Consider the following 12,680-nt stretch of genomic DNA (forward strand, 5'->3'; position numbering starts at 1 on the left):
TGCCTTCCCTCAGATCACACGCTCGGCACTGTCCACCATGGCATCGAACTGCCGGCACCAGCCCCGGTACAAGGGGCCGTGCGGAGTGGGCAGCACCTTATAGGTTGCCGACTCGTGCCCTTCCCAATCCGCGTCGAAGGCTCCGACGAACAGGGTGCGGTCCAGCCGGATGATCCGCCACACAGGCATCGTGCGGTACCGGTAGACCTCGACCTGTCCGTAGTCGGACAGCTCCCGCAGCCGGGCCTCCGCCAGTCGGATACCTCCGGCCAGCGAAGCCGTGGATTCTCCGATCTCGGCGGCACGGAACTCGGCAGCCGGCGACTCCGGATCAAGGAGCAACACCCGCAGACGGGGGGCGGGGCCGCCATCGCGGCGCAGGTGCTGACGCAACAGAGAATCGCGCAGGGCGAGGAGACCAAGGCCACGCACGGCCAGGACGTCCAGTTCGGCTGCCGATCCCGCCGCACACTGGATCTCGGCGGAGGCCGATTCCTGGTCGCCGTACACACGGACGATCTCGGGAAACGCCGCCAGATCAAAGGCGGATCCGGACGTCCGTCGGCAGGTCGACCGTGGTGCCAGCCCGAGTAGCCGCCGCGCATCGTCGGGAAGGTTGAGCCCGTCGGCGATCCGCTCGAAGACGTTCAGCTTCGTCACCAGCCGACGGCCGTTGAGGATCTCGTTCACCCGGCCTTGCGTCATACCCACCTGAACCGCCGGGCCTGACTCGCGCCGCTGTGGTGCTGCACATAGCGGAACAGCGCGGCGACATCGCGGTCCCGCAGCGCGCACCGCACCTGCTCGTTCTGCCAGGCGAGGTCGGCCAGCCTGATCGGTTCGAGCGCAGTGCCCATGAGGCGAACCCCTCGTCAATCGATCCATTCCACCGTGAGATTACCGTCTGGATATCGCCGACTGCGTTCGGTGACGCGATTCTGGATGCGCGGCCGACAGTGCGGACGAGGGCGCACCGGATCGAACTCGGCAGTCCCAGAACGGCCATGACACACGGACGCGGCGAACGACAGGAGCGGACACATGACCACCCCGCAGCCCAAACCCCCGAGGCCGCCGGCGCCTCCCGGCCCCGGGCCGGACATGCCGGTGAGCGGGCCGACCGGCCGCAACTCCACGACGACCACCACGACCAGGTAGGAGACTCCCATGGGATGGGGCCTCGGCAAGGGCGGAAGCTCCGGCGGCGGCAGCGGCGCCAACGACGGCGGTCAGGGCAAGCACGCCGGCAAGAAGGACTTCAACACGACGCCGCAGAACCAGGATCACCAGTCGGGAAAGTCCACCAGCAAGCACGGCAAGGACAACGACAAGAAGTGACCACCAGCCAGAAGAGTCTGCGGCAGGCCGGAACGACCGGCCTGCTGCAGGCCGTTTCCCGCCAGCTCGGCCACGACGTGGCCCCGGAGTGGCGCAAGGCGGCCGAAGCGGCCCCGCGCCACCGTTTCCTCCCTGACCACATTTGGCTGGGGCCCGACGGCGGCTCCCTCACACCGTGCGACCGTGGACGCGAGCCCGACCGGTGGTTGGCCGCCGCCTACGCGGACGAGCCGGTCGTGACGCAGATCAACGACGGGCAGGAGGTGAAGGACCTGTCCGACGCCCTTCCGTCCTCCTCGGCTTCCGCCCCGTCGATCGTCTTCCGGATGCTCGAACTCCTGGACGTCGAACCGGGGATGAGAATCCTCGAAATCGGCACGGGCACCGGGTTCAACGCAGCTCTCCTGTCCCACCGGCTGGGTGACGCCAACGTGACCACGATCGAGATCGATCCCGTCCTCGCCGAACTCGCTCGTTCCAACCTCAAGGCCACCGGCTACGCCCCCACCGTGGTCCGGGGTGACGGAGGTCTCGGATGGGGCGTCCAAGCGCCATACGACCGTGTGGTGGCCACGTGCTCGGTACGGCGGGTTCCGTACGCTTGGATCCGCCAGAGTCAGCCTGGCGGAGTCATCCTCACCCCGTGGTGCAACGACTGGAGTCACGGCGGACTGCTCCGCCTCACCGTCGGCGACGACGGGACCGCCAGCGGCCGTTACACCCCTGACAGCGCCTTCATGCTGATGCGTACCCAGCGCCTCGACCTCCGGCTCTTCCGGGACGTCGCCCTGGACGAGCACGTGCCCACCGAGTCCACGACCGCCCTCGACCCGTGGGCCGTCGCGGATTCCGCCTTCGAGACCCAGTTCGCCCTCGGCCACCGCCTCGGCGACCTCTGGTACGCCTGGCACCACGGCCCCGAGGTCGAAGGCGTGGTGACCCGCCTCTGGGTGGCAACGACCGACGGCGGCTCCTGGGCGGCCGTCGACTGGGACGGCCGCGAGAACACCGAGCGCTACACGGTGTGGCAGCACGGCCGGCGCCGGCTCTGGGAGGAGGTCGAGGCCGCTCACCGCTGGTGGCTCGACAACGACCGCCCGGGGCCGGACCGGTTCGGCTTGACCGTCACGCCCGAGGGGCACACCGCCTGGCTCGACGACCCGGCGAACGGGTGGCCCTTCCGGTAGGACCGCACCCGCTCCCGGGCACACCCCTGCGCGCCCCCTCGGCTCTGGGTTCCGGAGCAGCTGGTGCCCCTTGAGCGCGTCCGCCTGGACGGCAGTGAGCCGGAACTCGACCATGTCCGGCCACTCCGAGAGGACGGCCACCACCTATCGCTCATGCGCGGATGCGGTACGGGATCTCGCCAGGCCCCGGTTGTTCGAGAATCGCAGCGGCTACCTCCTGGCCGATGCGGGGCTCAGTCCGTCAGTTCCCAGAGCAGCCGGTAGTAGGCGGTCCGCTCCGGGTCCGGGGCGATGCCGTAGGCGTCGAGCAGCGGCTGCTCCCAGCCCGGGCCGTAGTTCCACTGGGTGCTCCAGGTGGCGATGGCGAGGTCGGCCCAGCGGTCGGCGAGGCCGAGGGTGCCGAGGTCGACGTGGCCGGTGTGGGTGCCGTCGTCGCCGATCAGGGTGTTGGGGGCGCAGGCGTCGCCGTGGCAGACGACGAGGTGGTCGATCGGGGGGATGTCGGCGAGGGTGGCCAGGGCGCGTTCGACGGTGCCGTGGTGGCGCAGTTCCTCCGGCCAGTCGGCCGGGTGGGTGCGGCCTGCTTCCGCCTTGGCCCGGGCGTTCGTCAGGCGCGTTTCGGCGGACCAGTCGAAGGGGCAGTCCGCGACGGGCAGTGCGTCGTGGAGGGCCCGCAGGCCGGCGCCGATGGCGCGGACGGCGGTGGCGGGGTCGCGCTTCCAGTGGTCGTCCACGGCCGACCGGCCGGGCAGGCCCTGGGTGACGAGCCAGGATCCGGTTTCGTCGGCGCCCTCGCCGATGACCGGTGGCACCACGGCGAACCTCGCGGCCCAACGCAGGCGGACCGCCTCCGCCGCGAGGTCGATGCCGGTGCCGGTGTCGCTGCCGCTGCCGCTGCCGCTGCCGGCCGGCGTCCACTTCACGAACTGCCGGGTGTCGCCGTGGCCGAGCTGGAAGGTCAGTCCGCCGAGTTCGTTCTCCCAGACGGCCCGGACCGGCCGTCCGGCCGCGAGCTCGGTGACGACGGGTGGCGGCTGGACGGGGCCCTGGGGCGCGGCGGCGATCATCCGCCCATTCTCACCGGGGCGGGCGGCAGCCTGCCAACCGTTTTGCGGGGTCCCGCCGCTACCAGGCGGCGGCCCGGAGGACGTCCTGGGCGAGGTCCTCGACCGACCGGTCGTCGGTCGGGACGCGGACCGCGCCGGCACCGGGACTTCCTGTCGCCGGGATCTCCCGCCGCCGGGGGTGCGGGGCGGCGGCGCTCCCGTTCCCGGGTACGCCGCCGTCCGACCACCGCCCGCCGCGCTCAGTCGAGCGGCAGGGACTTGAACGCGCGGGCCTGCTCCGTGATGGCACGTTCGGTGGGCAGCCGCTCCATCGAGGAGGCGCCGAAGAACCCGGCGATCCCGGTGGTGTGCTCCAGCACGTAGCGGGCGTCCTCGGGTTCGGCGATCGGGCCGCCGTGGCAGAGCACGATGATCTCCGGGTTGACCCGCTTCGCGGCGTCGTGCATCTCCTGTACGGCGGCCGCCGCCTGGTCGAGGGTGAGCGCGGTGGCCGCGCCGATGGAGCCCTTGGTGGTGAGCCCGACGTGCGGGACGAGCACGTCCGCGCCGGCCCGGGCCATGTCGGCGGCCTGCTCCGGGTCGAACACGTAGGGGGCGGTGAGCAGTTCGCGTTCGTGGGCCTGGCGGATCATGTCGACCTCCAGGCCGAAGCCCATCCCGGTCTCCTCCAGGTTCGCCCGGAACGTGCCGTCGATCAGTCCGACCGTGGGGAAGTTCTGCACCCCGGTGAAGCCGACGGCCTTCAGCTGGTCCAGGAAGTTGCCCATGATCCGGAACGGGTCGGTGCCGCACACCCCGGCGAGCACCGGCACCTCGCGGACCACCGGGAGCACCTCCCCCGCCATCTCCAGCACGATGGCGTTGGCGTCGCCGTACGGCATCAGGCCCGCCAGCGAGCCGCGGCCGGCCATCCGGTAGCGGCCCGAGTTGTAGATGATCAGCAGGTCGACGCCGCCGGCCTCCGCGCACTTGGCGGACAGGCCGGTGCCGGCGCCGGCTCCGATGACCGGCTTCCCGGCGGTGATCTGCGCGGTCAGGCGGGCCAGGGCTTCGGTGCGGTTCACGGGTGGGCTCCTCGTTCGGTGGGTGCCGTTCGGTGGGTGTCGTTCGGTGGGTGTCGTTCGGTGGGGGGTAACGGCAACGGTCAGGCGTGCGCGGTGATCAGCTGGTGCAACCGGTCGGCGGCCGCGACGGCGAAGGCCGGGTCGTTCAGGTGGGCGTCCAGCTCGCGCAGTTCGACCGGGCCGTCGGCCAGCGCCGAGCGCAGCGCCGCCAGGCCGGCCCGGTCGGCGGCCGGGTCGTGGAACGGCCCGCCCGGCGCGTCCACGGCGGACACCCCGCCGAGCGGCCAGAGCACCGTCACCGGGCCGCGCGCCGCGTTGAGCTTGTGCCCGAGGTCGGCGCCGACGGCGGACATCTCCTCGGCGGTGGTGCGCATCAGGGTCACGGTGGGGTTGTGGACCAGCAGCCGACGTTCGGCGAAGCGCTCCGGAACGGTCTCCCGGGGGCCGAAGTTGACCATGTCCAGCGCGCCCGGCGCGACCACCTGGGGGATGCCGGCCCGTCCGGCCGCGGTCAGCCGGTCGGGCCCGGCGCTGAGCACGCCGCCGACCAGTTCGTCCGCGAGTTCGGTGGTGGTCAGGTCCAGGACGCCGGCCAGGAAGCCGCCCGCGGCCAGCTTCTCCAGCGCCCGGCCGCCGGCCCCGGTGGCGTGGAACACCAGGACCTCGTAGCCGAGTTCGTCCAGGCGCTCGCGGGCGGCGTCGACCGCGGGCGTGGTCACGCCGAACATGCTGGCGCCGACCAGCGGGCGGCCGTGCGGACGCGGGGCGGCCAGCACCCGCTCGTGCCGGACGGCCATGCCCGCGGCGGCCGCCGCCGCGTTCCCGAGGATCAGCGAGGACACCGAGTTGATGCCCGCGACGTCCACCACGCTGTACATCAGGGTGACGTCGCTGCTGCCCACGTACGGTGCCACGTCCCCGCCCGCCATGGTGGACACCAGCAGCTTGGGCACGCCGACCGGCAGCGCCTGCATCGCGCGGGCCGCGATGGACGACCCGCCGCTGCCCGCCACCGCCAGGACGGCGTGCAGCCGGCCCGACCGGTACAGCTCGCCGACCAGCCGCTCGGCGCCCTGAGCCATCGCCGTCACGGCCGCCCCGCGGTCGCCCGCGGAGCGCAGCGCCGCCAGGTCGTGCCCGGCGGCCCGGGCGACCTCCTCCGGGCCGAGGTCGGCGGCGGGCGTGCCGGGGGGCGGCGGCAGCACGCCGGCGTCGACCATGACCACCTCGCAGCCGTCCTCCCGCAGCCGCTCGGCGAGCCACGCGTACTCCGCGCCCTTGGTGTCCAGTGTCCCGACCAGTACGACGGTCGCCATGTCCCTGCTCCTTTGAACGGACGGTTCCCCGATCATCCGGCGGGGCCGGGACGGCGGCCAAGACCACTTGCGGGCAAGTGGCCTGCCATCGGCGCCGGTCACCGGGCCGGATGGCGGCCGGGGCCACCGGGGCATCATGGACGGCATGGACCGGATCCCCGCCACCCGCCTGTCGCGCCTGCTCACCGGCTGGGCCGCCGACGGCCCGGGGGCCCTGCCGCGGCTGCTCGCGGACGCGCTGCGCGAACTGGCCGAGCGCGGCGACGTGGCCCCCGGCACCGCGCTGCCCTCGCAGCGGGCGCTGGCCTCGGCCCTCGGGGTCAGCCGCTCCACCGTCACCTCCGCGTACGGGCTGCTGGAGGCGGAGGGGCGGTTGGAGAGCCGGCACGGCAGCGGCTCGCGGCTGCGCGCCTCGGGGGCGGTCGGCGAGCCCGTCGGCGAGGGGCGGCTCGCCAGTTTCGGCACCCGGGACGGCGTCGTCGACCTCTCCAGCGGGGCGCTGGAGGGCCTGCCCGCCGTGGCGGACGCCCTCGACTCGCTGTCCGGCCGGGACCTCGCCGCCGCACTCGCCGGTGACGGCTACCTCCCGTACGGGCTGCCGCGGCTGCGCGAGCTGCTGGCCGAGCAGTACCGCGCGGCCGGCCTGCCGACCTCGCCGGACCAGATCCTGGTCACGGCCGGGTCCCAGCAGGCGCTCTGGCTGATCACCCAGGGACTGGTCGAGCCGGGCGACACCGTGGTCGTCGAGGACCCGACCTACCGGGGCGCCCTGGAGGCGCTGCGCGCCCGGGGCGCACGCCTGGTACCGCTGCCCGCGTACGGCTCCCGCTCCGGCGCGGCCCGCGCCACCGACGTGCACGACGACGGGCCCGCCGCCCTGGCCCGGCTGACCGGCCGGATCCGCCCGCGCCTGGTGTACCTCCAGCCGGCCGTGCACAACCCGACCGGGCGCGCCATGAGCGGGCCGACCCGACGGGCCTGGGCCGCCGTCCTGGCCGAGCGCGGCCTGTACACCGTCGAGGACAACGCGTACGCGGAGCTGTCCCTGTCCGAGGACGGCGCGCCGCCCCCGCTCGCCGCACAACTGCCGGACGGTACGACCGCGACCATCGGCACCCTCTCCAAGCTCTACTGGGGCGGCCTGCGGCTGGGCTGGATCCGCGCCTCCCGCCCGGTCATCCACCGCCTGGCCGAGCTCCGCAAGTCCGTCGACCTCTCCTGCCCGGTGGTGGAGCAGCTGCTCGCGGTGCGGCTGCTCCAGGGGCTGCCGGAGGCGCGGGCCCGGCGCCGCGCGCAGCTGCGCGAGCGCCTCGCCGCGGCCGAGCGGCTGCTCACCGCGCAGGCGCCGCACTGGCGTTGGGAGCGGCCGGCCGGCGGCTCCGCGCTGTGGGTCGAGCTCCCCGGCACCGACGCCGAGGCCACCGCCCAACTGGCTCGCCGGGCCGGGGTCCTGGTGGTGCCCGGGCCCGCCTTCTCCGCCGTCGACGGCTTCCGCAGCCGCCTGCGGCTGCCGTTCGCCGCCCGGCACGACCCGCTCGACCCGCTCGACCAGTACGACCGGTTGGCCGCCGCCCTGCCCGTCCTCCTGCACAGCGCCGACCGCGCCGGCCCGGTCCGCTGAGCCGCCGTACCCGCCGAACCGCCCGACCCGCCGACCAATGCCCCCCGGCTCAGCGGCGGAGGGCCTGGCGGGTGCGGCGGGCGAGGCGGTGGGCGCGTTGGACGGCGACGAAGGCGGGCATGGAGTCGGCCTGGGTGAGCCGGTACTTGAGGCGGAGCTGGGGGCTGAGGCCGGCCTGGGCCTCGGGGCCGATGGCCCGGAGGAGCCGGGCGACGTGCTGCTGGTAGGCGGCGCGGTAGGCGCGGTCGCCGTCCGGGACGGTCCAGAAGAACATCGGGATCTCCTCGACCAGGCAGTTGCGGTCGTAGGCGCGCAGGTGCTCGGCGAAGGCGGGTTCGGGGCGGGCGAGCAGCCATTCGCGGACGAGTTCCATCGAGCGGACCCGGTCGACGACACCGCGCGGGTCGGTCTTCTTCTGGGTGATGGAGAGGTCGCCGTCCTCGCGCACCCGCCAGTGGTAGACCGGGTCGGCGAGCACGTCGACGCGTGCGGCGAGGAAGTGGTGGGGCACGCTGACCGGGGCGTCCTCGTACAGAATGCCCTCGGGGTACGTCAGGCCGGCGCCGTCGAAGAAGGAGCGCCGGTAGACCTTGTTCCAGGCGGTGCGGTCGGTGACGAGGGCGGGGGTCTCGCCGATGTGGGTGCGCAGCCGGGTCTCGTGGAACGGGCGGCGGTGGGCGTGCGAGGGGCTGAGGCCGGAGGTGCGCAGCCGCAGGGCGTTGCCGGCGGCGAAGTCGGAGCCGGTCCCGTCGAGGGTGCTGATCATCAGCTGGTAGGCGTGCGGCGGCACGACGTCGTCGCTGTCGACGAAGGCCAGGTACTCGGTGCCGGGGGTGAGGTGGCGCCAGCCGGTGTTGCGGGCGGCGCCGAGGCCCTGGTTCCGCTGCCGGACCAGTCGGAAGCGCCCGTCCCGCTCGGTGTACTCCTCGGCGATGACGGGGCCGTCGTCGGTCGAGCCGTCGTCGACCAGGACGCACTCGAAGTCCTCGAACGTCTGGGCCGCGATCGAGTCCAGGCACTCCCCGAGGTAGCGCTCGACGTTGTAGATCGGGACGACGAGGGAGAGACGCGGGGCCATCGCACGGCCTTTCGCTCAGGACACGAGCGGACGGGCCGGGCGGCCGTCGACCGCCGGTCACCGACAGTGGCCCGAGCATACGGACCGTATGCGGCCCGCGGGCGAACGCCGGGTTGAATCGAGCGAGCGGAACGGTGCAATCACCGGTCCGCCGGGGCGTCGGCCGCGCCCGGCGTCAACCCGCCCGCGCGGGACGCCCCTTGGGGCGCAAGGGGAGGGCCCCGGACCGCCCGACCGGTCCGGGGCCCTCCGTCACCCGAACCGGGTCAGGCGCTCTTGACGGCCGCGAAGCGGTCCGAGACGTCCTGCCAGTTGACGACGTCCCACAGGCGGGTGACGTAGTCCGGGCGGACGTTGCGGTACTGCAGGTAGTAGGCGTGCTCCCAGGCGTCGAAGGCCAGCAGCGGGGTGGTGCCCTGGCCGACGTTGCCGTGGTGGTCGTAGACCTGCTCGACGATCAGGCGCTGGCCGAGCGGCTCCCAGGACAGGATGCCCCAGCCGGAGCCCTGCACGCCGGTGGTGGCGGTGGTGAGCTGCTTCTTGAAGGCGTCGAAGCTGCCGAAGTGCTCGGTGATGGCGTCGGCCAGCTCGCCCTCGGGGCGGTCGCCGCCCTCGGGCGAGAGGTTCTGCCAGAACAGCGAGTGCAGCACGTGGCCCGACAGGTGGAACGCGAAGGTCTTCTGCAGGCCGACCAGGCCGCCGAACTGCTCCTTGTCGCGGGCCTCGGCCAGCTGGTCCAGGGTGTCGTTGGCACCCTTGACGTACGCGGCGTGGTGCTTGGAGTGGTGCAGCTCCAGGATCTCGGCCGACATCGCCCGCTCCAGCGCGGAGTAGTCGTACGGCAGGTCGGGAAGCGTGTAGGTGCCCATCAGGACACGGCCCCTTTCGGCGGGTTGAACGGTGGTGATCGTGCCGGGACAACACTATTGCGTATCAGTTGCAAGAACGAAGCATGGGCTCCTGCTTATTCCCGCACGTCCCGTCGGGCACAATGACCGCCGCTGACCACCCGTCCGGCCCAGCCGACTCGCCCCGCCCGCCCGACCCGGCCGACCTGCCCGGCCCGTACGCCCCGTCACCCCGGCGGCCCGTCACTCCGCCGCACCGGCGCCCCTCCGGCAACGTTTCGGTCTCGTAGACCGGCAATCCGTTCCCGGGGCTTCCCTCCGTGTTCGCCGTTGTGCCATTTTACATGTCACACAGCAAGGCCCGTGCGCCCCACGCAGCGCGGCCACCCCCACCCTCAACGGCCCCGGAGGCCCCCACAGATGCGTCCCTCCTCGATAGCGAAGGACGGCGCGCGCAGACTCCCTGCGCTCGGCACCGCCCTCCTCCTCTCGCTCGGCCTGTTCGCACCCGCGGCGCAGGCCGCCGCCCCCGCGGCCGCCCCGGCCGGTCAGCCCGCCACCTCGGCCGGCCAGACCGCCGCACCGCGCACGATCCCGGTGCCCAAGTCCCCCGACACCCCCAAGGACGCCCGTCCGCTGGTCTCGGACCCGCAGGCCAAGGCCACCGCCCCGACGGCGGGCAGCACCGTCGGCGCCGCCAGGTCGGCACGGGCGCTCACCGCCGCCGCCTGCGACGTCTCCGCCTTCACCGGCAAGTCCGGTGCCGCGCTGGTCCAGCAGGTCAAGGGGGCCGGTCTCGACTGCGTCAACACCCTGTTCACGCTGACCGGCAACGACGCCAAGGGCGCCTTCAACGAGGCCCAGATGGTCACCGTCGCCAACGCCCTGCGCGACACCGCCGCCACGTACCCCGGCGACAACTCCACCTCCGCCGGGCAGCTGGTGCTCTTCCTGCGGGCCGGCTACTACGTGCAGTGGTACAACAAGGACGTCGTGGGCCCGTACGGCACCGGCCTCCAGACCGCCATCCGCGGTGCGCTGGACGCCTTCTACGCCGCCCCGCACAGCAAGGACGCCACCGACGCCAACGGTGCCACCCTCGCCGAGGCCGTCACCCTGATCGACAGCGCCCAGGAGAACGCCCGCTACACCGGCGTCGTCAAGCGGCTGCTGAACGACTACACCGGCAGCTGGCCCGCCACGATGGCCACCGCCGTGGCCAACACCGAGACCGTCATCGAGCGCGGCTTCGACCTGCCGGAGTTCGTCTCCGCCCTCCAGGCCGACCCGACCTTCGCGACCACCGTGTCGTCCTTCGTCACCCGCAACAGCGGCCAGCTCAACGGCGGCGACACCGTCACCAAGATCGGCATCCAGCTCGGCAACCTGGTCGCCAACGACGCGCTGCGCGCCCAGGGCCGGCCGATCGTCAAGGACCTGATCAACCGCTACCCGCTGGTCGGCAACACCGGTCCGCTCACCATGAACCTGCTCTGGTTCACGGAGAAGAAGGACGCCGGCAACTGCTCCTACTACGGCACCTGTGACGTCCCGGCCAAGCTCGTGCCGCTGGTGCTCACCGTCGACCACACCTGCAACGCCAACCTGCGCATCCGCGCCCAGGACATGACCGCGCAGCAGCTCGCCGACACCTGCACCAGCCTGGTCAACCAGGACGCGTTCTTCCACAAGGTGGTCAAGGACAACGGCCCGGTCCCGAACGACAACAACACCAACCTCGAGGTCGTCGTCTTCGACGACTACTACAACTACAGCCTGTACGCCTGGGAGATGTACAAGATCGACGTCGACAACGGCGGCATGTACGAGGAGGGCAACCCGGCCACGGTCGGCAACCAGGCCCGCTTCATCGCCCACGAGGCCTCCTGGCTGCGCCCCCAGTTCCAGATCTGGAACCTCAACCACGAGTACACCCACTACCTCGACGGCCGCTACGACATGTACGGCGACTTCGAGGCCGGCATGACCACCCCGACCATCTGGTGGGTCGAGGGCCTCGCCGAGTACGTCTCCTACAGCTACCGCGGCGCCCACTACGACGACGCGGTCGCCCAGGCCGGCAAGGGCACCTACGCGCTGAGCACCCTGTTCGACACCACCTACGACAACGCGGACTCCACCCGGATCTACAACTGGGGCTACCTGGCCGTCCGCTACATGCTCCAGTCGCACCCGCAGGACGTCGACGCGCTGCTCGCCAAGTACCGCGCCGGTGACTGGAACGGCGCCCGCACGCTGCTGAAGACCACCATCGGCACCGCGTACGACGCCGACTTCGCCACCTGGCTCAAGGCCTGCGCCGCCGACAACTGCGGCTCGCTGCCCACCACCGAGCAGCCCAAGGCCCCGCTCTGCACCGCCACCGACGCCCGGCAGTACGACAAGAACTGCCGCCGCGACAACGTCGCCGCCACCACCGGGAACTACAGCTACAGCTTCCTGAACCTGCCGGCCGGCGTGAAGCAGCTGACCATCACCACCAGCGGGGGCACCGGCAACGCCGACCTCTACTACAACGCCGGCTCCTGGGCCACCACCGGCTCCGCCACGGCCAAGTCCGCCACCGGCGGCAACGGTGAGACCCTGACCATCACCAACCCGCCGGCCGGCTACGTCTTCTTCAGCCTCTACGCCCAGCAGGGCTTCGGCGGCATCACGGTCACCACGACCTACAACTGACACCGACGCCCCACGACCGACCGACTGCCGCAGGCAGCAGGGCCCCGCGACTTCGCGGGGCCCTTTCGCTTTCCCGTTCCGACCCCCCCGCCCAGGGATATCCAGGGGTTATAACGATTCGGCCATCGAATAGGCCGTCAACGGCCCGTAAGAGATCGCATATTCCTCTGCCGAGGGGGTGTCCGGGCGGCGAAGTTTCGGTTAGTGTCCATGAACAGATCAACCGGTTCGGCCTCCGGCAACGGAATGCCGAATATCTCTGACGGCTCGGGTGCGGCATTCTCGCCACACCCGCCAATCCCCGGAATGGAGAGTTAGTCATGAAGATGGTCAAGGCGCTCGTCAAGAAGTTCAAGAAGAACGACGACCTCGCGAACCACGCGTGGGTGCTGCACGTTATCTAACGTGTCCAGCCGCTGGCGGGGGCCGGGTCGGCCGTGCCCCCGCCGGCGCCACGGCGC

Annotated in this window: 11 protein-coding genes; 4 read left to right on the forward strand and 7 right to left on the reverse strand. The window is 72.2% G+C overall.

Annotated features, from left to right (window positions below):
- Nucleotides 1–9: 9 nt before the first annotated feature.
- A complete protein-coding gene (locus ACWDD9_RS32805; protein ID WP_449813603.1) occupies nt 10–690 on the reverse strand; it encodes a helix-turn-helix domain-containing protein in 681 nt (226 codons plus the stop codon).
- Between the two features lie 11 nt (nt 691–701).
- Complete coding sequence (locus ACWDD9_RS32810) at nt 702–857, reverse strand: hypothetical protein (RefSeq protein ID WP_449813604.1); 156 nt, start codon at nt 855–857, stop codon at nt 702–704.
- A 310-nt stretch (nt 858–1,167) separates the two neighbouring features.
- Here ACWDD9_RS32810 and ACWDD9_RS32815 point away from each other — a divergent pair, with 310 nt between their 5' ends.
- Both ACWDD9_RS32815 and ACWDD9_RS32820 read left to right on the forward strand, forming a co-directional pair.
- Complete coding sequence (locus tag ACWDD9_RS32815; protein WP_375874852.1) at nt 1,168–1,338, forward strand: hypothetical protein; 171 nt, start codon at nt 1,168–1,170, stop codon at nt 1,336–1,338.
- Nucleotides 1,335–2,525 (forward strand): methyltransferase domain-containing protein, encoded by a 1,191-nt coding sequence (locus ACWDD9_RS32820; protein WP_449813605.1) that lies wholly within the window; start codon nt 1,335–1,337, stop codon nt 2,523–2,525. Before ACWDD9_RS32815 ends, ACWDD9_RS32820 begins: the two co-directional genes overlap by 4 nt.
- A 233-nt stretch (nt 2,526–2,758) precedes the next feature.
- On the opposite strand, the gene ACWDD9_RS32825 is transcribed toward ACWDD9_RS32820, so the two are convergent.
- From ACWDD9_RS32825 to ACWDD9_RS32835, 3 genes are all read right to left on the reverse strand, one after another.
- Nucleotides 2,759–3,592 (reverse strand): phosphotransferase, encoded by an 834-nt coding sequence (locus ACWDD9_RS32825; RefSeq protein WP_449813606.1) that lies wholly within the window; start codon nt 3,590–3,592, stop codon nt 2,759–2,761.
- Nucleotides 3,593–3,831: 239 nt separating this feature from the next.
- A complete protein-coding gene (locus ACWDD9_RS32830) occupies nt 3,832–4,656 on the reverse strand; it encodes a phosphoenolpyruvate hydrolase family protein (protein ID WP_449813607.1) in 825 nt (274 codons plus the stop codon).
- 80 nt (nt 4,657–4,736) lie between these two features.
- On the reverse strand, nt 4,737–5,972 hold the full coding sequence (locus ACWDD9_RS32835; protein ID WP_388045182.1) for a Tm-1-like ATP-binding domain-containing protein: 1,236 nt from the start codon (nt 5,970–5,972) through the stop codon (nt 4,737–4,739).
- Between the two features lie 145 nt (nt 5,973–6,117).
- Here ACWDD9_RS32835 and ACWDD9_RS32840 point away from each other — a divergent pair, with 145 nt between their 5' ends.
- Complete coding sequence (locus ACWDD9_RS32840) at nt 6,118–7,593, forward strand: aminotransferase-like domain-containing protein (protein WP_449813608.1); 1,476 nt, start codon at nt 6,118–6,120, stop codon at nt 7,591–7,593.
- 49 nt (nt 7,594–7,642) lie between these two features.
- Here ACWDD9_RS32840 and ACWDD9_RS32845 read toward each other — a convergent pair whose 3' ends face one another.
- Nucleotides 7,643–8,671, reverse strand: coding sequence for a glycosyltransferase family 2 protein (locus ACWDD9_RS32845; protein ID WP_375874846.1), 1,029 nt, complete (start codon nt 8,669–8,671; stop codon nt 7,643–7,645).
- Between the two features lie 266 nt (nt 8,672–8,937).
- The gene (locus ACWDD9_RS32850) at nt 8,938–9,540 is read right to left on the reverse strand and encodes a superoxide dismutase (RefSeq protein WP_049649981.1); all 603 of its coding nucleotides are present in this window, start codon (nt 9,538–9,540) and stop codon (nt 8,938–8,940) included.
- A 399-nt stretch (nt 9,541–9,939) separates the two neighbouring features.
- On the opposite strand from ACWDD9_RS32850, the gene ACWDD9_RS32855 reads away from it, so the two are divergent.
- Nucleotides 9,940–12,219, forward strand: coding sequence for a M9 family metallopeptidase (locus tag ACWDD9_RS32855; protein WP_449813609.1), 2,280 nt, complete (start codon nt 9,940–9,942; stop codon nt 12,217–12,219).
- Nucleotides 12,220–12,680: the final 461 nt, after the last annotated feature.

Source organism: Kitasatospora sp. NPDC001119 (assembly GCF_053598475.1).